Raw genomic sequence first — 22,617 nt, forward strand, 5'->3', positions numbered from 1 at the left:
TAAAAAATACTAATTTTATTAGTATTTTTAACTGGATCCCGTGAATAAATCACGGGATGACAAAGGAAAATGATCCACATAACAAAGCCGCCACGGGGTGACGGATTTTTTACTTCATATTTCTCAAATGGTCTTCTAATTTTCTGAGCTTTCTTCCTGAATTTTCTACCGGTTTCTGGTATTGCGGCATTTTAGCATTTTCTCTATATTTATTAATTCGATCAATTTGAGTATTTACTTCATCAGTAATAGCCTGCTTTCTTTCTTCTATATTATTAAGCACCGATGCACTATATTCATAATTTTTAGCATTGATATTAAAGTTACTAACTGCTTCTTCAATCCTTTTATCTAGAGAAAGCTCTGTCTTACTATCAAAAGATTCTATTGGTTTCTCTCTTTCATATTGTGCTATTAAAGCTGGCATTTCCTCAAGCTTAATATCATCTCTTTTGAAATGATCTTTAATCTCTTTATAAGTTCTGTCGATATTTTCTTGAGCTTTTTCATGCATAATATCGTAATGCTCTTGACGACGAGTATATCTATCTTGATCTATAAATTCTGCATGTTTTTGATGAGCATTATCTATCATAGTCCGCATTTGATCATCGGTAGCTTTTTCTTGCATAAATCTATCACCCATTATCACTGGATCACTTCCTTCAGATAATCTATCACGCACTTCATGAATAAGCCTTCTTTGACCTAATTCCTGATAATATTCTACATCACTTGGTCTTTTTAATCTTGCTAAATATTCAGGCGATAATATATCTTCTTGAACAGCAAGCGTTTCTTTATTAATCTGCATTTGAAGCTCTTTGACTTCTCGTGCTCTTTCTTTATCTTTTAGACTTTCGCTATAAGTTCTAAGCTGTGGATCGTTATAGTCAAAGTCATGCCACTCGGCACTAGTTAGATTACCCTCATATTTATCACGTAAATCTTTACCAACTATCGCAGTAAGAGCATCTCTTTTTAATCCTGTATAGCCGGCATATATTTTCTCACCTATAGCTACACGTTTTTGTTCTTTTAATTCACGTTTAGTTTTCATGCGATTTTCCATTTCTTGCCAGCTTCTAAGCACTCCTATATTTTTACCAAATAGACCAACTCCTCTTCCTGACATTTCTTTATGAGCATATTTATAAGCACTTTGATAATCTCTAGTAAAGTTTGCATCACTTGCAAGCTCACGTAAGCTTTTTGCTGATTTACCTTTCTCACCTAAATCGGATTTCATGAATTTATCAAGCTCTAGTTTCTGATCACTAGTTAAAGAGCTATAATTTTTTGCACCATATTTATTTTTGGCAAATTCATCTCGAAGCTGCCCAAAATTCATAGTTGCTAGTTTTTTCACATCTAAATCACCACCTTTCGGTAAAAACGTTTTATTATCTAGCAATTTAGAAATGCCGTTTTTATAATCTGCTCCGGCTTGCATATTAACGTCTTTATGGTCTATACCATATTTTCTTTTAACTTCATTTTGCACTGCTTTGTTAGCCGAAGAACTGAGGGCTTTATTTTCAAGCCTACTCATCATAAGCCCTTGATATTTTTCAGCAAAAAACATACTCGTTTGCTCTTGCATTCGGTTTATCGGCTTACTAATAACTCCTGTTGCATAATTTATCGGTCTATTGACCTGCTTCATGATAGAATCGTAAGATTGCTGGTTAACAGCCTGTATCGATGTTAAATTACCCGAAGTACCCGCAATAAAACTAGCCGTCGATATAGCAGTATCATTAAATTTACTAAGCAAATAAATAGAAACAAATATCAATAATAAGCCATCAAGCTGGACGAATTTACCATTTATAAAATTACTAATTCTATTTGCATCTTTAACTAAGTCTAAAAACGGTAATTGAATATAACGTTTATCTATACATTGATATGCCAAACACTTAGTACCATCCTTTTTGGTATAATCTTCGGGGACTAATATATCTGCTTGAGTGAAATTCTCAATTCCTCCTTTCATCGGTACCGGAAACCACCAATAAAATATCGAATTACCAATACTTGAATCTAAATCTTCTGTAAAACTACCAAAAATTTGATTTATAGGTCCTAAATCGGGGAAATCTTTCTTACAGACGGCAAAACCTAATGTCGATTGTATTTCTGTTTTAATAATCATTCCGATAAAAGCAATACCGACAAATAAAATTATAGGTTGTATAGCATATGATATTAATTGCCTTAACCAATTTTCAAATAACGATCTAGTTATATTAAATAACATGAAACAAATAAATATCGGTGCCATTGTTATAATCATACCAATGGTTATTAATGCAGTAAGATAAATAATTGTAGCTTTGAATATAAGTAAGAAAATAAAATACAGAGCTATTAAATATAGTATGATATAAATAAACCCAAGCGGATCTACAAACAATAAAGAAAATAGCTTAGATAAAGTTTGCGGGGAAATAAGAAGGCTTAGTAAACTTTGCCCTGTTGAAGCATCTTGTACTATTTGTAATATCTGTGCTAGCCCTTCAACAAAAAATACAAATAAATAATCATGGAAAAATGTCCAAGCTTTACTTGTACTTAATAATATTGAAACTACACTGACTTTTAGTATTCTAACTACTAACTCAACATGAGTCATGTTTATGTTTCCTATTAAAAAGGAAAATCCAGTAAACATTATATAAAGAGTTAAAAGAGCCGAAACACTTAACCTATAGCCAGGTGTTTCAATTATTTGCTGATAAGTTTGCCTTACAATTCCAGGATCTTTATCGCTAGTACCAAATAACTCATTCTTTATTAAATTTGTTAAAAATTGTAGGGGATCAGGTCTTGTATCGCTGACTCCGGATTTTATTACTACCCTATATTGTCCACTATTATCATCATAAAATTTGTCTAAAATTTTAAAATATAGAGAAGATTGAGCATAATTTGAAGCTTGATCGCAAGGTAGGCTAGTACAACCATATTGGTAATTTATACCACCGGCTTGTAAAAACTTTCCAGTACTACTAATACTATAAAATTCATAATCTTGGCTTGCAACTGGTTCACCTAAATGCTGCGTTATACCTTTCGGACTACGCTGTGAATCTGGCGACATATTAGGATTAGAACCTTTATCAGCAATTAAAAAATAAAGCCCTACTCCGTTTGTAAGTATACAAGGAGCATTATTAATAGGTGCATCTCTTGGCGTAGGAGTTGGACACATCTTACCGTCAGTAAATTGACATGGTCGCAGTCTAACACAAAACTCAGCTAAGGTAGTAAAATTATTCTGCTGCCCATACCATGGACACCATGCTGATAACATCCCTGAAGTATTCTTGTCCCCAGACATATAATCCCAAGGTCTTACCATAATTGTTAAAGGATAACCATTTACTTTATAAGCACTATCCCGCCATGGTGCTACCTGATCCCCCTCTTGTCTTGAAGTAACTTCAGATGGATCATATCTAGAAGAAATATTAAATTTTATAAAACCGAAATCATCCGGATCGATACAAGTATCCCCGCTGCACCCCGACAGTGCCAATAACGATATTAATAATGTAATAAAAATATTTCTGTTCATTTTAAATCGATTTGTCATTCCGTGGCTTGTCCACGGAATCCATAAAAATTTTAATATTTTAAATTTCAATATCATTGCGAGGAGAAACTACAAGTTTTGACGAAGCAATCTTAGGATTCTTAAATGTTTCATAAGATTGCCACGTCGCCTACGGCTCCTCGCAATGACACTAATCGTTCCTTTCCGTCTGCTCAGGTTTCACATCATTACGATTTTGAAAAAACTTACCTGTATGCTCCCCACCACCTTGCGGCTTTCTAGCTTCATAATTCTGATCAATTACTTTATCTTTAAAAATCCGTGCTGGAGCAAGGGCAGCTTTTTTAATCGGGGCTGCTACTGAACCTATATCTTTCATAATAGATTCTGTAGGATTAGAAGGAGCTTGATAATTACCTTCTATTCGTGCAGGAGTAACCTGCGTTAACATACCAACAACTATAGTTACAAAACTTACTAAACCATACGACATTAGACAATATGAATAAAATAATAAAGCTGTAGTGAACAATACTAAAAATGTATTAGTGTCATTCGTTAAAATGTTAGAACTAGTAATATCTGGAACTTGTGGAACAAAAAAAGGTATTCCTGGTAAAAATGGTAAAGTAAAAGAGAAATTTAACGGAATACCAAGATTTGACAAATCGAGCCCTATTTTAATCGGTATGAGTGTATCCCAGCAAGCTCTGACAATTACCTTTAACAGCTGTTCTGATAAAATTTGATCTATTAATAAAAAGAAAATTAATAATATCGTTGGCTGCACTACATAGCTAAACAAAATTGATATCCAGTTGTTAAACATAGTTTTTGTTTTTTCAAACAACATTAATATTATAAAAAATGGTGCTAATGAAATCATAACTGTCAAGCCTATAAAGGCTATAACATAACCTATAATTACTTCAAGTACTGCTCTAAAATAAGTAATAAGTGAGTAAATGGTTATAATAACAATAAATGCTAAACCATTATGTATTTGCAATAGCTGAATAAACAGTAATCCCCAAATCCTACCATTAGTATATTTGTCAAATATAGGATCAATAAAACCAAAAATATTAGATTTAGAGCTTGTAGCACCTACAACATTCGTTGCAAAGAAATCTATACCATTAATAAATGCACTAAAGAAATTGTTATTAAAGAAACTCCAGCTTTCAGGTCTAAGTAAAATAGCTACTATAGTTATTTTAAATATACGAGTTACTACTTCTACAGCAGTTAATTTTAAAGCCCCCAAAACAAACATTAAACCAAATATAGTAACGTAAAGCGTTAATGCAGTTTTAGCTATATTTTGTATTGCAGAATTTGCAACTAACTTAAAATAAAAATCCTCACTATAAGTTCTAAATTGATCTGTAATAGGTTTAATTGCCCCATTATAAACTATATTTGAAAACCAAGTTGTACCAGTATAATTAGCATAATCTACACTAATTGTTCCCTGTATATTACTGTTAGGATTTTTTACTCTTAACCATAAATATCCATCTTGTGGTGCATCACCTGAAAAATCATAACCGACTGTAGTGCCGGGAGTAGATGAACTAGGTAATGTACCATCAGCTGTTATTAAATACTCTAAAGTTATATTTTTTTGATCACCTGGGCTAATGGTGTTTGTACCATTACCTATCTCAACAATCATTGCATAACGACCAAAATATAAAAAATTAGTTGCCCAATTACCATTAGTTATATAAGTTGCAAAATCAGTATAATTAGAAAAATTTCTACTCCAATCACTCATTGAAAAAGAATTATTAAACATACCGGTAGGCTGCCAATCGCTACTAAAATCCATAGCACCACCGCTAGTTGCTTGATAATACATAAAACCATTCTGTGTATTATCATTATTAACAAAGCTTTGATCACGATTTTTAATGACTTGTCCACCTATTTTAATAACCATTCCTCTACCTTGATCATAATAACAAGAAGGGTTAGCATTTAAATTAGAATTAGCAGGGCAAGAGTTAATCATGCTCATAAAATTTTGTAATGTAGTTACAGCCATTGGCTTACCAACTAATGCACCATTACTAACATTAGTATATTTTGTAGCCGAACCTGTACCAGTACATAAAGTTGCTCTTTGAGCATCTATAATATTACAAACTTGCTCTGCACTTGAGTAAACTATCCTATTTTCAAAATTACCAAGATTGCTTTCAGTATAAAGAGCAGAAGCAGCAAATACAGAACTATCGAGTTCTTTAGCTAGTATATTATTTAAGGTGCTTGGAGTTTTTGATGTACTTGGATTAAAAAAATCATCTTTATCAGCTAGACTAATATTTACTATATCACCAACATTAACCTGAATTTTTGGATTACCATTAGCATAATTAAAGTAGTTAACATAATTATTCATCTTAGTAAATGATAATGCATCAAGGTTTTTATCAGGAGGTATAACACCATCATTTGCTGTACTAAAACCTGGGAATCCTGCAACTTCAAACTGTGAGTTTTTGTAATTATAAGTTTTTATAAAGACTTGCGGAACACTAAACCTTGGGTCAATTCTATATAATACTAGATATTTTCGAGGCTCTGGGGTAAGACCTGCAGTAGACCATTTAATCTTAAGCAGCTTACCTTTTTCAACTGCATTACCTGTTGATTGCCAATCTCCAGCAGTCGATAAACTAATACCTATTTTACCCTCTTGGAAACTTGTAAATGTAGGTACTTCTAAACAACCAAAAATGCTTTTAAGACCGCTAAGCCCACTTGACATCCAAGCAAAGTCATCACCTTTGGCAGGCGACGCCATAAATAAAACTAATAAAATTAAACTTTTAATAATTTTCATAATTTTTTATTTTGGTATTTCCGCTTTAGGCGGCTCTTCTTTTGGTGCATTTTTTCTAGTTTTCTCAGCTTGCTTTAAAGTTTCATTACGTTGCTTTAATCGTTCTTTTGCTCTACCAGTAATACCTTTTCTTGTTTTTTCATCCATACCTACTTGGCTCAATGCTCCCTGCTCTGCAGCACCTGACATTGCTCCACCCATACTAGTAGCTGAAGGACCAGCCGCACTTGTCAGTCTTGCCACCATATTACCGGAAAACTCAACATAACCATACATACCATAAGCTATAATAACTAATGCAACTATATTTTGCATATTCACACCCATCATACCCGACATATAATCCATACCCCAAGGTGCAAACCAGTTTATACAAAAGATTGGTACATTAAGTAATGCAACAGGTAAAATAGTACCGATAAACGGAATTTTTATAGGTAGTGCACATTTCCAACAAACGCTATAACCTAAAACAAAATCTAAATATATCGTAAATAATTGAGTCAGCACAATGATACCCGCCATTAAAACAACCGGCTCAATCATATATCTAATTGTAAATCTAACCCAATTATCAAATAAATACCTAGTAAAATCAAATAATAAGAAGCTAATAAATATAGGTGCTATACCAATTAATATACAAGTCGCCATAAATGCCATAATATAAACGGCAGCTGCTCTAAATGCTGTTATAATTACAATCATTACTGCAATAACAGTAATTATAAAATATATAATACCGCTAAGACCTAAAGATAATAATGCAAGTAATTGTGCCATAAATGTTTGGCTAAACAATATCCTACTCATTACGGCATCTAAAAACATGAAAGGATTTGAAACAGTACCATTGGAATTAAATAAGCTATATCCGCTCATATTAGAAATAATTTCATCGGAAAAGTTAGCAATAGTATCAAATAGATAATTATTAAAAAACTCAAACGTATTGCCATTCATAAGTCCACTAACAATACCTATTTTTACTATTCTAACTACTAAATCTTTTTGGTTTATTTTTGCAAAGCCCAGTAAAAACATTGCCCCGTAAACCATAACATAAAGAATTAGAAGTGCTTTAATATAATTAAAAAAGTTAGTACAAGAAGACGTATCTCCTCCATAACATACTATATTTCGGAAAATAGACTCAGCAGCTCCTTTAACTTTACCTTTAAATAACTGAAGTAGAGGATTCATTACTTTAATGGTAAAGCTTCCTACTGACTGAGAAGTTGAAAAATGTACTTTATAACTACCCTCACTATCTTTATAATCATTCGGATCGTTTAGCACTCTCATCCATATATACCCTTCACCAGCTGCATTAAAATTAGCTTTACCCTTACTATCTACTATAGCAGCTTCAGGCGAATAATTCTTACCACTAGTATTTGGATTTTCTGCACTTGGTACTACTAAATATTGTACCTGACCACGATTATTAAAAACATCAGTTAAACTATTGCCATTTTCTCTATAGCATTTAGTTTGTTTGATGTTCATAACATAACCACCAGTATTTTTACTTGCATCCTGAGAAGTAGGACACCAGAGCCTATACTGTAAATAGCCTTTATCAGTATTACTATTAAATGGTATATTATATATTACTTTATATTCATTACCATATTCGGTAGGTTGATCTGAAGCTGTTACAAATTGAGCAAATTGTAGGGTGGAAGGTAGGGTTGAATCTACGTTACTTGTATTACTTATTTGCCATATTAAGCCTGTTGGACCCTTACCACCATTACCATCTGACGTATACCAAAATCTTCGTTGTGACTGAAATTCCCCTCCATTACATACACCTGAAGTACACCCAGCTCCGCCTATATAATCTTTATCTTTAGGACTACGATCATCTACACTATCAGGACATTTGCCGTTTGGCGGAATATTAATATTATTAGAACATTGAAGATTAGCATAATCAATAAATATACCCCCAGAATTACTTGCCCAACTAAAAGTAAAAGTGCCATCATCCTTATAAGGTTCAGGCATCGTTCCATAATTATTTACCCAAGCCGATAAGGAATCGCATACATAATAATAAGTACACCAAGCTGAGGGAGCCGTGTAACACCAATCTATCGTTCCCCAAACGCAACCATTTGGACATTTTTGCTTTTTATTACCTTGCCAATAATTTTGCTTTAATTCACAAGCATTTACATATGGTCCTGAATAAATAGAGTATCTTCCACAAATCGGATCATAAGCAGTTTTACCTTGTGAACAATCAGCCGTAACGTTAGTACCTTTAAAAGCATCCATAGCCCCTACTGTCCCACCTGCCCCAGGAGAATAATTAGGCGTCACCGAAACTAATATTCTATCATTAGCATACATTTCAGTAATATTACGCCACTCATTATTTTTTGCATCCATTATCAAGGAAAGCGGCGGTTTATTAACATCTGTAACACGAGGAATAGGAATCATCTTGCCATTATCGTCTAAATTAGACTTACCTGGTCTTGTACTTTCAGTAAATTGCAAATTATCTTTCGGCACATAAGCAAGGCATAAACTAATCTGACCAACTACTTGTAATGATACTGCTTGCTTATCTTTTACTTCTACTTGGGTATTTAACCACTCACCATAATGAGCAGGATCAGGAGTAAGCTGCATAGTACCATCTGGTAACATTGTAGAGGTATTAACATAATTAGCATTAGCGTTAAGAGTAATTGTACTAGTTATAGAATCTGAACCTCCTTTACCACCTGGAGCATACCTCATATAACAACCATTACCAACGCTTACTGCTCCTATCATTCCAAGGGCTGCAAAAACGAAGCAAACAAGGGTTGCTACTATAGCAAGCACACCTAAAATTTTTATTAAGCTACTTTGCATGTTACCTTATTTACCTCCACTCGATGATAGTGAATCTCCGCTGCTATTTCCTCCGCTTGAGATAAATGAATCATCACCTTTTTGTCCTTCTGAACGTTTACTTCCTCCATCGCCCGGCATATCACCACTGCTCGGAGGTTTACCTTGCGTTGCTTGTGCGGCATCTTTAATAAAAGCTGCCCCTTGCTTTACTAAATCAACGATTTTAGTTGGGCTTGCTGTTACCGCATCCATTTTTGGACCATTAGTTAAATCAGCAGCAAATTGACTTATCGATTTAGAGAAATAATAAAAAATTACCGAAAATACCAAAACGCACAACAGCTCAGCAAGAATGGACACAACATCTTTAGCAATTGATTTTATAGGGAAAAGTATGACTAAATGTTCTTCCCAACCTTTACCAGCATAATAATTTAGCATTTTATATCCAAAGCTTTCTTGACACACCTCTGCACTACTAGCTGGCAACCTTAATTCAAAAGTACTAAATTTTACATTATTTTTTTCGTAATCATACCTTAAGAACTCACAATTTTTAAATATTGCTGAATCATACATGGTAATTAATAAAGCTATAAAGCCTGCTACTACAGCTGGTTGTAATGCACATGACAATGATACTTTCAACCATCCATCGAAATAACCCTTTGTACGATTAAATAACATCATAGGAATAAATATTGGTGACACATATGTCATCACATAAATAGTAATCATACAAACTAAATAATGTGTGATAAAATATAAAAGTATAGAAAGGAATATTACCGCAAATACTAAACCACTTATAAGAATAATGACGTTTCCTGCCATAAAGAAACCAAACATAACAGTAAAAAACCTTAAAGATCCTACTGAAGTTAAAGCATTTGGACTGTTTTTATCAGGATTTCCGAGATTTGGTATAGGTATACTGCCACTACTATTACCACCATCACCTCTTGCAAAACTGCTCAATACGCCATTTTTATCTATATTATAAAGCAAATCTAGACCAAGATAATAACCTATACGGCAATCTATAGAATCCCATAAAGCATAAAATTGATATCCACTTTGGTATTTTGAAGTATCAAATACGCATAATCCTTTTGAACCCGCAGCATTAAAAATAATTTGTGCGAATTCCGGTGCTATCCCTGTTAAGAGAGGTAACCCATATTTTAACATACCATTCTCTTGAGTTGGCTGACTGCTATTAAAATTCAGAGGACCAAGCCCTATAGAAAAATAAGTAACAAATAAAAGTTTTATTACAAAAAGGGCTATTTTATCTGGGTTGCCATATTCTTTATTAAGCACCATATTAAATGCAAAAAACATTACGTACAGAATCAGAGCAGCACCAATAGCATTTTTTAAATATCCTTGAAAGGTAGGGAAAGCAGTAAGATTAGTTATTTCAGAACTTTGACTTTGTGAACCGCAACTATTTCCTACAAAAAATATTTTATCAAGAGTTTCTTTTAAACACTGGACAGCAAGACCAGAAAAATTAATTAATGATTGACTATAATTTGCTCCAGTATAGCAACTTTGTCCTATATTACTACAGCTAGGAACAGAAGGAGGAGCAGGAGGATTACTTAATGCTTTACATGCCACCGGCATTGGTCCTCTTGACGTTGGCATAAGCAAACATATATCATTTTGCCATGTTTGTACTGTTAGGACTATATTTTTTAATATAGGATTTGCACCAAGATCAGGATTATTATCCTTGCTTAAATCGCTAATTTTTTTAGAATCACCTTGATTTAAAGTATACATAGTACAAGGGTCACTACTACCATCTTTATTCTTAAAGCAAAAAGTTATACCCGGCTTGTTTGCATCACAATTTCCTCCGGGTGCTTTCATATCAATACTACGAATTATGTAACCATATGCCGTATCAGATTCTAAATACCCATCTGTAGTAGTTGGCAACGAGGCACAAGAATCTCCAAAGCCGGCAAAACTAGTTAAAGCAAAACCTTCCAAACAAACGACAATAATAATTTTTATAATATTATGGATTTTCATCGGAACCACTATCTATTTTCTTGCTTCTATTTTCAATCGTTCCATCATTTCGCTCGGTCGCTTTATCTTTTGCTCTACCACCCACACTACGATATAATTCCTCCGTTTCTTTTTCAAATGCTGCTCTTCTATCACGAATTTGAGCATTTCTCATCTCTTGCTTTACGTATCCTGCCTCACCTATCTTTAATTCGTGACTTTCTTGTTCGGTAAATTTTCTGTCCTTATCAAGCCCTCTGATAGTACGTGTAACTCCAAGGTTTTCGTCTAAATTAAGTTCCGGTTCCACCTCAGTAGTATGTTTTACTCTTGGCTCTTTTGGTTCTTCTTTCTGAGATTCAGGTACAGCTTCTTTAATTTCTTTTGTAACATTAAGCTTACTTGATAAATCTTCAAGCTTATCTTCTGCAGTATTTCTTACAACTTCTGCTGCACTTACTTTCGGTGGCTCAGTTTTAATAGCAGTATCAATTTGCGTTGAAACTGTCGTTGGTTGAGACACAGGTGCTTCTATAGGTTTTCTATTACTAAAGCTAGTATCAAGCATTTCTTCAGAAGCACTACTTGGTGTTGCTGTGCCGCCTACACTTTTACCAACAGAACTTAGTGCAGAAGATGGAGTTGCAGCCGTACTAGACGTTTCTCTAAGACCACCTGATGTGAAAGAATCACCTCCTTCACTACCACCGCCACCGCCGCTACCTTTTACTAAATCACCGGCTCTTCCACCTTTAGTGCTGAGTAAATCACCACCACCTCCACCTTTGGTAGCGAATTGGTCAAGACCTTTGGTTGCATTACCTGCAGCGGCAAGTGCAGCCATTGCGGCTTTAAATACCGCTTGCGGTTTTATGGCAACGCTGCTAAGAGCTACCCCTTCCGTCATATCTGCTGCAAAATTAGCTAGCTGGCTGCTAAAATTATACATTAAATATAAGGTAAAACAGGCTGTAACTAGAGCAAGTAAAATATCTTTAATCTTCTCAAAAAGTAATTTAGGAGAAACAAAGAACATTCCCGGACCTAAAATTACTCCTGATAAAAACTGGAATTTAGAGAGGAAACTACTTGTACTACTATCTCCAGGTTTTGGATTACATTTAGTATCTGCATCGGCTGCCTTTGGATCGCAAGTCTGGTTTGGCTTACTGCCAACTATTTGTTCTACACTGTCTTTGGCAAAGTTAAAAGCTGTTGAAATCGGATTATTTAACATATAGCCTAAGCTATTTTGACAACTTTCTGCATCTTCTTTACTATATTTTGTCCAATCATTATCAACAAAAAATACTAAAACATCCCTTTTAAAAGTTTGTCCCTGTAAGGCACCCTCTATACTATTATGAATCAATTTACTTTGATATTGGCATTTTCCGTAAAAACCAAAATCATAAACCGAAAACATAGTAATCATAAAAGTAACTACTACCATAGGCTGAAGTAAAAACGAAATCATTAGCTTAACCCAGCTATCAAAATAGCCTCGTGTATAGTCAAATAAAAACATTGGCACGAAAAGAGGGGCTAAAATACCAAGTATTACTATAGATACCATGCACATAACGGTGGCATTAACCATAAAGGCAGCCACTGAGATCACAAGCAACGGATAGGCAAGAGCTAGAGATACTAGCATCATATTGCCAGATATTATAGCGGGTATTAGTAAGTAAATATATGGAGGAGCACTAAAGCTAAAAAAGTCGAAATTTGCAAAATTATGGCTTTTATAAGTATTCTCAACTAATAGTGTAGATAACATATCTAGCCCCAAATAATGGGCTACCCGACAATCTAAAGCATCCCATAATGCAATATATGCAACACTATTGTCATATGAAATATCCGGACCATTAAATTTACATAACCCAGATGGGGCAGCATTCATAACCCAACTTGCTAATCCGTTTATACCATTAAGCAAGAAAGGAAATGCCCATTGAATCATCCCATCCATACGATCATAAGGGGAAGTACTACCTGGTGTTATGTTTAATCCTATTGAAAAATAAGTTACAAATATTATTTTTAATATAAAGTTTATATACTCATTTTTTGGGGGAACTTGACCTGCAAGAAGTATTTTAGCACCAAAAAGCATAACATATAAAGTTAAGAAAGCCGTAACTATTCTATACATTCCTACTTGAAACTGGAATAAAGCACTAGTCTGCCTTGAAGCTGAATTAACTACTGCGTTTACATCATCAAAGCTACATACATCTTCACTAATCAATAATCTTGCGATCATTTGTCTTATGCATTCTATAAGCGGAGAAGTCATAACTACTGCAGTTCTTGAAGCGTTATAAGCTTTTTGATAGCAACCTCCACCTGCTGCACTACAAGAAACCAATGCTAAAGGATCAACAGCTTTATTATTAGGATCGTCAATAAAATTTGTATCGTTTACATCCATAAAGCTATTATACATAGATTTTGGAAATGGCTCTTTTATATATTTACATCCTACTGGTACTACACCCGTAAAACCATATGTCCCAACACATATACGATCATTATCTTGAACAACTTTCCAAAAAATTGGTACCCCTAAATCCCACATTGTACCGCTATCTTCTGGTTTTTGGGTATATATATTATAATAATCTGCTTTATTGTTTTTCCAAGCTTCCTTTATATCATCCCATGGATCATTGCCGGTTAATACAGCCTTAGCAATAGCAAGTGCTGAATCTACAACTGCTTTTGCTCTTACCCCTGCCAGTTTTAAATTACTACATAAACCAAAAGTTAATTTAAGATCATTTGGGTCAGCTCTGTTTTCACGCGTACATTGCCCTCCCGGAAATTGTGTACCAAATAATTCATTGTCATTTATTCTAAGCTTTAAGAATGTATTCATGTATAAAACAGGAGATACAAGATTCATTATAGCAAAAGTAAAAAATGGAGCGACAATACAGGTTTGAGAAAATTCGGTACGTAATAAGTCACCGACTCCTTGTGTTTCACAAGTTAAATTCTGTAGTGTATTAACAATAGTATCGAGGGTATCATCGGCATATGACTTGCTTGTAACCCCAAAATTGAGGATAAAACTGACCACTAGAATTTTAAGTAAAGTACGAGGAAATAATTTCATGACTAGTTACTTGCCCTCGTATGTGATAAACGTCATTGCGAGGAAAAATTGAAAATTTTGACGAAGCAATCCAGTAAAAAATGCTAATTTTAGCATTTTTTTATTATTTCTTCTGGATTGCCAGGCTCCTTTTAGTCTCTCGCAATGACGATTTTTTAGGCTTACAACAACAAGTAACCATAATCCATTAAATCTACAATGTCTTAACTGCTTCATAGAATATAGGCAACCATTTTTCCGGATCATTCCCGTATTTTTCCCTAATTTGATCGAGTAGTATAACAGTTTCCACTCTACCCGATAAAACACTAATTATATTATTCATACCGTCTAAATTCACTTTAGCAACTACTGCGTCTACTCCTTGTTTTACCAAAAAGTAACGTGTCGTAGGGTCGGTAGTTTTAATCAAAATATATTCTCTCTGACTTAACATAAAAGCACTACGATAAATATCGGTAGCTTTAAGGTTAGGTAGGAAAATTTGTGTAGCCGTCTGCTGAATTAACGTATCACTAATTCTACTTTTTGCTGCATCTTCTACGCTTTGAGTAGCAAATATAACAAAAGTATTTAGTTTTCTCAACACTTTTAACCAATCTTTGATTTTAGGAGCAAATACTGGATTATCGATTAAAGCCCAAGCCTCATCAAGTACTATCATAGTTTTTTGCCCATCCAAAGAAATATTTATGCGATGGAAAATATACAACAATACCGGAGCAAGGCTTATTGGGTCTTTAAGTAATTCAGTCATATCAAAGCCAAACACTCTAGCTTTTTGCAAATCAATATCATCTACTTCATTATCAAATACTTTAGCGTGAGAACCATTTCCAACCCACATCGCAATTCTACTTGCTAGACTATCTGGTGTATCGATTCCAAGAAACGCTACTACATTACTAAGCCGTCTATCTTTTTTTTCTAGTCTAAAATTACCACTCACTGCTTGCGATAATATTTTATTATCTTGTGCTGTTATACTCTCACCATTAGAAGTTACAAGCACCCTTAACCACTCTAAAATAAACGTTCTATTTTCACTAGTATCTTCAAGCTGCAATGGGTTAAAGTTACATTTTAAACCTGGATCTATAACTGTATAAACACCGTTTAAAGCTCTGATAAATATTTCAGCACCACGATCTTTATCAAAAAAGAACATACGTGGTTTGAATTTTTGTGCTTCAGCACATAAGAAATTCATAAGAACAGTTTTACCGGCACCAGTCGGACCTATGATTAAAGTATGCCCAACATCTCTTACATGGAAATTAAAATAGAACGGAGTACCTGAAGTTGTATCTAGCACTGTGACATATTCGCCCCAATGGTTATTTCTCACCTTTCCAATAGGGTAGTTATGTTGAGAGGCAAAACTAGCCATATTAAGGGTATTTATGGTGGATGTACGAACTATATACTCCATATTTCCCGGCAACTGTCCCCAATAGCTAGGCTCCATGTTAATTTTTTCTCTAACAGGCTGAATTCCTGAGTTAGAAAGCTCAACAGATGCCATTGATAATATATCTTCTAAAGCTTTAATACTATTTGCAGAACATAAAAGTGATAGATGATGTTCTCCAAAGCCAATATCACCACTAGTTGCCATATCAAGTGCTGTTGATATTTCAGCAATTTGTGAAGTAGCTTTATCACCTGCTTGTATCATTCTATTTTGCTGTAATTGCATTTTACCAATTGCTACAGTTCTGTTAGCAAATATAAAACTCTGAGTCATTACAAACTCAAAAGGCATTTGCAAAAATCCATCAAAAATCCCTGCAGAAGTAGTAGGTCCATATTCAAGAATACTTATTATTCCAGCATATTTAGTTCCAATCGAACTTCTTGCCTCAATAGTACGTGAATCAAAAAACAAACGATGTGTTGGTAAATATTCATCTATAGTACTACGTGGCAATGCTACTGGACCTGGCGAGTCGCCACAATTAACTAAAGATGAAAGGAATTCTAGCATTTCACAATAATTACCTGTAGGAGTTTTACGAACTCCAAGAATCCTAGCTCCATAACTTCTAAATGTATTAACTATTCTGTTTGACATTTCTTGGAGATTTTCTTTCATCTCTTTCATGTCATTTTCCCAAACATTTTTATTAGATTTTTGTCTAAGCTTTTTTAAAAAATACTCAACTATAGCTGCACCACCAGTATCAGGTTTGTATAAAATACTGACATATAATTCATTAAAAAACGATCTAGCACCTGCGTGTTTTTTACGCCATTCTGCTCCAAGATACGTAATAAAATCGTTTGGTACTTTTACAGTAGGATCATAAGTAAATTCAGTATCGTCAAATATTACTGCTTTACGTCTTCTGATAGTATGAAAATATACAACAATATTTCCTGAAGCCATGTTTTTAAGTAAGGCATTCCTTATATTCTTTTTAATATCTAAATCTTCATCATCGGCTGTTTCAAAAGAAAAACCATTTATTTTAATAACTTGTAAAAGCGAATTATCTTTAGTTAAAATGGTATTACTATCCCAATGGCATTTATAAGGGATAAAATGCGAAGTAGGTCTATCTTGTTTAGCTCTTAATTCATTAGCTGCTCTAGTTCTAAATAACTTCATTGTGTAACTCAACTTAACTATTTTGATTTTTGGTTCTTATAATGTCATTCCCGCTTAAGGCTTTGCCCGCCTGGCTCGATTTTTCCCCTGTCATCCCGTGATTTATGAACTAGAGCCAGTTAAAAATACTAATAAAATTAGTATTTTTTATTATTTTCTGGATCTAGTTCCCAAGCCACGGTATTGTAAGAAAAGAAAGTGATATAATATAAGTTATAAATGTAATATAAACATTTATAAGAGAGTGTTAATACCCTATATAATGATATAGGGTATTAAGCGGGCATAAGCGACCGTCACGGCATAGGTTTTATACGACCGGAGTCATCAAGGTACTATAGCCCGACTCTCGAGAAGTTTGAATAGTTGGAAGGGATGCGATAAGCACGCCCGATTACAATCCTAAACAATATAAAATCTCGAGGTACATATGATAAAATATCACAAACATATAGGAATTGATATAGGAAAATATAATTTTGTAGTAGGAATAGAGGGCATAAAAGATACAAAAGAATATGAGAATACAAGTTCCGGTATATTTGAATTTATTAATGATAATAAGGATATTTTAGCAAACTCTCTAACTGTAGTTGAAACAACAGGCGGATATGAACTAGAGTTATTGTATAGCTTATGTGAAAGAGGTTATGTAGTACATAGAGCAGATGCAAGAAAGGTAAAGAATTTTATCAGATCATATGGTAATAGTGCAAAAACAGATAAGTTAGATGCTAAAGCATTAGGATTATATGGTAAGGAGCGAGCAGATAAGCTTGAAGTATTTAAGCCTGAATCAAAACAAAATATACAATTATTTCGGTTAGTACAAAGACGGAATGATTTAAAGCAAATGTTAGTTGCCGAAAAGAATAGATTACAACAAGCAAATACAGATAAGTTTGTTAAAAATAGCTGTATAAATATGATAGATGTTTTAAGTAATCAAATTACAGAGATTACTAATCAGGTAGAAGTGATTATATCATCAGATCAGCTGTTAAAAGCAAAGCATGAGATATTGAAAGAGATAAATGGCATTGGTAATATAGTTGCTTTTGAGTTATTAATATTATTACCGGAGTTAGGGAAGTTAACAAGACGGCAGATTGCTTCTCTTGCAGGGCTTGCTCCAAAAGCTAATGATAGTGGTAAATATCAAGGATATAGAAAGGTAGGACATGGTAGAGCAGGAGTCAAGCCTATACTATTCCTTGCTGCTATGTCAGCCCGTAATAGCAAGACTTCTGGTTTAAGACTCTTTTATGAGCGACTCATTAACAATGGTAAAAAGAAAATGGTCGCTCTTACCGCTTTAATGCGTAAAATTATTGTCATCGCTAATGCTAAATTAAAATCTCTTCTTTTTAATTTAAAACATAGTTGATGACAGAAAAAAATGATCTACGAATAAATCCCGCCACGGTATGACACAGGACATATAAATTACAAGTTACCACCTATTATTTGGGATTCGTATTCAGATAATTCTTGTGCTTCATATTCTAGATATTTCCACTCATCTGTTAGAAAGCTAAAGTTTGCTTTGATTTCGTCATATTTTCCTAGATTAGTGAAGCATAGAGCTTTAGCCTCATTTTCTATTTTATCACTTAAATCTAATGAAATATTACACTTTTTCGTTATATTAATAGCTTTTAGTTGACTTAGAATCTCACTAATATTAAGCTTTAAGTTATTTATGGTTGTATTTGCATTATTTATATCTTCGTTATATTTGGTCTCATCAAACTTTTTAACCTTAACATCCTTATATTCCGGCACCTCTTTATTTTTAGTAACAGTTCGAACTTTAATAACATCCCGTTCTTTTGTTACCTCTTTTGATTTTATAATAGGACGAGTATGGGGTACATCTTGTAATTTTATCTCTCCACGTATCAATTTAATAACAAAAACCGACTTACGGTCAGGGTCATGTTCAAGTTCATGTTTATACTCATTGCGGTAACCAAGTTTTTGCCCTGTTTGGGTATTAACCCACATTTTCCTTGTATAATGTTCTACATCTTCATAAGGTACAGTTTCTGTATAAGGTTCTTTGTCTGAATATAGTTGTTCTTCGGTGTAAGATTCTGACTTAAAACCTATAAATTTTTTCTCTGTGTCATAAAAATAATATTTATCATTATTTTTATTGCTTTCAATATTTGCTTTATTTTTATAAGCATTAAAAAGCTCTGCGAAAAGTGTTTTAATGTTTTTTGAATTTTCCCCAAAACAGCCAATAGTAACTATTTTTGTTTTTTCTACGAATGAAGAAAAAAGCTCATCTGCTTCATGAATAATGATTTTGGCTTCATCAAGAATATTTTTAAATAAACTATTAGCATCAATTAAAGTTCCCCAATTTTCTTTTACTTGCTGAGTTTGATTATTTGGTTTTGTAAATGAGGCTAAAAACTCTAATTCTTGACTTAATTTTTTTATACCTTCGGATATTAATAACTTTAAAAAATTATGGTAATTTAAGTGATTAAAATAATCAGTCAAACTAGTATTTTGTTTGTGACAAACTTTTTCCTCTACAAAATTTACAAAATGTTTTAATTCTGTAGCACGTATAATAAGCTTATCATGTAAAGCTTGCTCTACAGAAATATTGTAGTAAACTGGCGGCTTTGGTTTTTACTATTTCAAAAGCTATGCTCATCTGCTCTCTAACTTCTACTGAAGAAGAATAGTTAAATAAACCTTTAGGAATGCTCTTAAAAGTCATATTTCGGATTAAATCAATTATTTTATTGCGTTGATCTAAATTCCATGTAGGAGGGGTATAAAGGTTATTTTCCTCAATTTCATCAGAATATTTAGAAAAAGTAGCAATGCGATTATGTTGAATCAAATTTTCAATAGCGGGTTTATATTTTAATATTTGTGGATTATTGCTAACGCTTTTTAAATAAGATTCGATCGTTTTATTAGTATTCGAAATACGCCCTGCATGAGACACTATTAAGCCAATACTATCTTTGAAATAATTAATATCGCTTAAAAATTGAGCGGATTTTTCTAAGCCATTTTTGAAAATGATACCATATGAACCAGAAGGACTAATTGAATCTTGACTAGTAACCATGAGAATCTTAGCGTTTTTTACATTTTGAGCTATGATAGATTTAATTTTAGAATTAATAATTTCTGGAATAATGCCGTTACTGTCAAAATCACCTGCACAATCAATAAAGGATATATTTTGAAAATCCCCTGTACTTGCACGAAAAATATTAGGCACTATAGTTGTAGAGCCTTCGCCTTGCCCGACATAAGCTATCCCCTCACCATCCATTGGGAATATTCCCGGTTTATCGTTATAAGTTCTAAAATATAAATCTTTGCCGGTGATATAGTTTAGTAAAGTGCTTTTCCCAACACCAGTAGGACCTATTAAAAAAACTGTATTATCATATATTTGTTGATGATGCAGAAAAGGTTCTAATATATTCTGGATAGAATTTATAATATTAGATATTTTTGAGTACTTCATATCTAAATTATTATTGGATTCCTCAGGTGAAATTGCTTCATCAAAAACTTTTTGTAGTTCAATTAGTTCTGCTCGTAAATTAATCATAGATTTACCTTTTGGTTAGATATTTTTAACTTTTGGTAGAGATAACCATAAGTTGTTTAATACATAAACCTAAAATTTAAATTTTTGCAACATAAATTTTTGTTGTGGTGTTGTGGAGGGTAATTCTGTCATTCCGTGGCGGCATTGCCAGCGTGGGATGACAGCGAAAAATGATCTACGAATAAAGCCCGCCACGGGATGACACAGAGGGTGTTTTTTGATCCATGTGGGCAATGCCGCCACGGGATGATGCAGGACATAAAAATCGTGGGATGGTACTGGTACTATATCCTGAGATTGCCACGCTCCGCTCGCAATGACGCCTAAAATGACACTGAGTATATAAAAAAAAGCTTTAGAAAACTAAAGACTCTTTTCTTAGGTTTAGGAAGTTTGAAGATGTAAAAAATTACATATCAAATCTTAGACCAGCCATTAAGTTATTACCTCTATAGCGTGTTCCACCATATCTTGTTGAATCACTACCTTCAGTAATAGTTTTAGTTTTTGTCTTACCGTAATCTCTCCAGCTATATACTAGCTCAGCTTTTACACCTTGAGCAACTTCAAATGAAGCACCTAAAGATAACTGATAAGCAAAATTTGTTTTATTTTTAATATTTACCTTACCATTTTCGATATCAGGATCAGGGAATGTATATGAAATTTTTTCTTTCACCATTGCAGCACCGATACCAGCACCAGCAAAAACTTTAAACATATTTAAATCAACTACGTCAACATAACCATTTAATAAAAAGCTTACAATATTAGGTCTATGTTTTACTGAAACTCTATCACCATATTTATCATTCGCTGATTTTTTTAAATGATTACTTGTTACTAAACCAACTGTGAAATCAGTTCTTAGATTATCCATAATATAGTAACCTGCTCCGATTTCCCCAGTAAAGCCAGTATTAGACTTCACTTTTATTCCTGTAACCTTATCTTTTTGGCTATCAAAAATCACAGCACCAGCATCTAATTTTAAATACCATTGATTTTCCATAGCTGATGCCGGCATTGATGAATTCATAGCTGAATCAGTCATAGGGGCATTCATCACAACTCCTTCACAAGGATCAGTAGCAGCAAATATTGCAGCTGAAGATAAAATAGCTGTACTTGCAGCTGTTATTAAAAGTAATTTTTTCATATTATTAATATTCCTTAAATTATTTGTTAGTTATTAAAATTAAATTTTAGATAAGATTATTACCTAAATCTAATGAAAATAGTTCCAAGTAATAGAAAAGTTATTTTAATTACTTGAAACTATTAAATATTGCTTATTATTTGATTATATATCAAATCTTAAACCTGCCGTTAGGTTATGGCTTTGATAACGTATTCCTTTAACTTGTTTGTTTCCTAAACCAAATAATTTTACATTTCCGCCTTTTGTCTTACCATCACTTATCCAGCTATAAGCTAACTCTGCTTTAACTCCATCAGAAATTTGTGAAGAAGCACCTAAAGTTAGTTTGTAAGCAAGGTTAGTTGTGTTTTTGCTTGAATAAGAAGTAGAAACAGTAGCACCACTATTAATGCCAGAAAATGAAACTTTTTCTTTCAGCATTGAAGCACCGATACCAGCACCGGCAAAAACATCAAACATTTCAAAGTTAGATAGATCTACGTAACCATTAATAAGTAAACGTGTGATATTAGGCTTATGGCTTGCTGAAATATTAGCTCCTCCAAGAGAACTAACAGCACCTGACTTCTTTAATTTACCACTAAATGTAGTACCTAAAGTTAAGTCAGCTCTGAAATTTTCTGCAATATAGTTACCAACACCAATATCACCAGTAAAAGCTGTATTAGATTTTAATTTAAGACCAGTTTGGTTGTCCTTTTCTTTATTGAACATTGCCGCACCAGCATCTACTCTTAAATACCAGCTATCATTCCCGCAATCAGCGAATGAAAGGGCTGAAGATAAAACTGTTGCACTTGTAGCAGCTATTAAAAGTAATTTTTTCAT

The 22,617-nt window shown here is 33.5% G+C and carries 11 protein-coding genes; 1 reads left to right on the top strand and 10 read right to left on the bottom strand.

The annotated features are described in order from the left end of the window. Positions 1–109 precede the first annotated feature (109 nt). The 6 genes from RBE_RS06540 to RBE_RS06570 all read right to left on the bottom strand — a co-directional run bounded on the left by RBE_RS06540 (position 110) and on the right by RBE_RS06570 (position 17,032). Entirely contained in the window at positions 110–3,583 is a 3,474-nt protein-coding gene (locus tag RBE_RS06540) for a type IV secretion system protein (RefSeq protein ID WP_011477914.1), read from the bottom strand. 169 nt (positions 3,584–3,752) lie between these two features. Continuing rightward, on the bottom strand, positions 3,753–6,413 hold the full coding sequence (locus tag RBE_RS06545) for a type IV secretion system protein (RefSeq protein ID WP_011477915.1): 2,661 nt from the start codon (positions 6,411–6,413) through the stop codon (positions 3,753–3,755). Positions 6,414–6,419: 6 nt separating this feature from the next. After that, positions 6,420–9,287 (bottom strand): type IV secretion system protein, encoded by a 2,868-nt coding sequence (locus RBE_RS06550; protein ID WP_011477916.1) that lies wholly within the window; start codon positions 9,285–9,287, stop codon positions 6,420–6,422. Positions 9,288–9,293: 6 nt separating this feature from the next. After that, entirely contained in the window at positions 9,294–11,315 is a 2,022-nt protein-coding gene (locus tag RBE_RS06555; protein ID WP_011477917.1) for a type IV secretion system protein, read from the bottom strand. Beyond that, positions 11,302–14,421, bottom strand: coding sequence for a type IV secretion system protein (locus RBE_RS06560; RefSeq protein ID WP_011477918.1), 3,120 nt, complete (start codon positions 14,419–14,421; stop codon positions 11,302–11,304). The genes RBE_RS06555 and RBE_RS06560 overlap by 14 nt, the downstream gene beginning before the upstream one ends. A 193-nt stretch (positions 14,422–14,614) precedes the next feature. Further along, positions 14,615–17,032 (bottom strand): VirB4 family type IV secretion/conjugal transfer ATPase, encoded by a 2,418-nt coding sequence (locus RBE_RS06570; RefSeq protein ID WP_011477919.1) that lies wholly within the window; start codon positions 17,030–17,032, stop codon positions 14,615–14,617. Positions 17,033–17,462: 430 nt separating this feature from the next. Here RBE_RS06570 and RBE_RS06575 point away from each other — a divergent pair, with 430 nt between their 5' ends. Beyond that, a complete protein-coding gene (locus tag RBE_RS06575) occupies positions 17,463–18,419 on the top strand; it encodes an IS110 family transposase (RefSeq protein ID WP_011476926.1) in 957 nt (318 codons plus the stop codon). Positions 18,420–18,478: 59 nt separating this feature from the next. Here the strand turns inward: RBE_RS06575 and RBE_RS07620 are convergent, their stop codons facing one another. The 4 genes from RBE_RS07620 to RBE_RS06600 form a co-directional block, all read right to left on the bottom strand. Beyond that, complete coding sequence (locus RBE_RS07620; RefSeq protein WP_011477920.1) at positions 18,479–19,546, bottom strand: hypothetical protein; 1,068 nt, start codon at positions 19,544–19,546, stop codon at positions 18,479–18,481. An 82-nt stretch (positions 19,547–19,628) separates the two neighbouring features. Beyond that, on the bottom strand, positions 19,629–20,627 hold the full coding sequence (locus tag RBE_RS06590) for a GTPase (RefSeq protein ID WP_011477921.1): 999 nt from the start codon (positions 20,625–20,627) through the stop codon (positions 19,629–19,631). A gap of 409 nt (positions 20,628–21,036) precedes the next feature. Next, the gene (locus RBE_RS06595) at positions 21,037–21,786 is read right to left on the bottom strand and encodes an outer membrane protein (protein WP_011477922.1); all 750 of its coding nucleotides are present in this window, start codon (positions 21,784–21,786) and stop codon (positions 21,037–21,039) included. Positions 21,787–21,930: 144 nt separating this feature from the next. After that, positions 21,931–22,617 (bottom strand): outer membrane protein, encoded by a 687-nt coding sequence (locus RBE_RS06600; RefSeq protein ID WP_011477923.1) that lies wholly within the window; start codon positions 22,615–22,617, stop codon positions 21,931–21,933.

This window comes from Rickettsia bellii RML369-C, from assembly GCF_000012385.1.
GTDB lineage: Bacteria > Pseudomonadota > Alphaproteobacteria > Rickettsiales > Rickettsiaceae > Rickettsia > Rickettsia bellii.

What these genes read in the sequence shown, in the direction of transcription:
- RBE_RS06540 (WP_011477914.1), bottom strand. Translation starts at nt 3,583, where the DNA reads ATGAACAGAAATATTTTTATTACATTATTAATATCGTTATTGGCACTG.
- RBE_RS06545 (WP_011477915.1), bottom strand. Translation starts at nt 6,413, where the DNA reads ATGAAAATTATTAAAAGTTTAATTTTATTAGTTTTATTTATGGCGTCG.
- RBE_RS06550 (WP_011477916.1), bottom strand. Translation starts at nt 9,287, where the DNA reads ATGCAAAGTAGCTTAATAAAAATTTTAGGTGTGCTTGCTATAGTAGCA.
- RBE_RS06555 (WP_011477917.1), bottom strand. Translation starts at nt 11,315, where the DNA reads ATGAAAATCCATAATATTATAAAAATTATTATTGTCGTTTGTTTGGAA.
- RBE_RS06560 (WP_011477918.1), bottom strand. Translation starts at nt 14,421, where the DNA reads ATGAAATTATTTCCTCGTACTTTACTTAAAATTCTAGTGGTCAGTTTT.
- RBE_RS06570 (WP_011477919.1), bottom strand. Translation starts at nt 17,032, where the DNA reads ATGAAGTTATTTAGAACTAGAGCAGCTAATGAATTAAGAGCTAAACAA.
- RBE_RS06575 (WP_011476926.1), top strand. Translation starts at nt 17,463, where the DNA reads ATGATAAAATATCACAAACATATAGGAATTGATATAGGAAAATATAAT.
- RBE_RS06590 (WP_011477921.1), bottom strand. Translation starts at nt 20,627, where the DNA reads ATGATTAATTTACGAGCAGAACTAATTGAACTACAAAAAGTTTTTGAT.
- RBE_RS06595 (WP_011477922.1), bottom strand. Translation starts at nt 21,786, where the DNA reads ATGAAAAAATTACTTTTAATAACAGCTGCAAGTACAGCTATTTTATCT.
- RBE_RS06600 (WP_011477923.1), bottom strand. Translation starts at nt 22,617, where the DNA reads ATGAAAAAATTACTTTTAATAGCTGCTACAAGTGCAACAGTTTTATCT.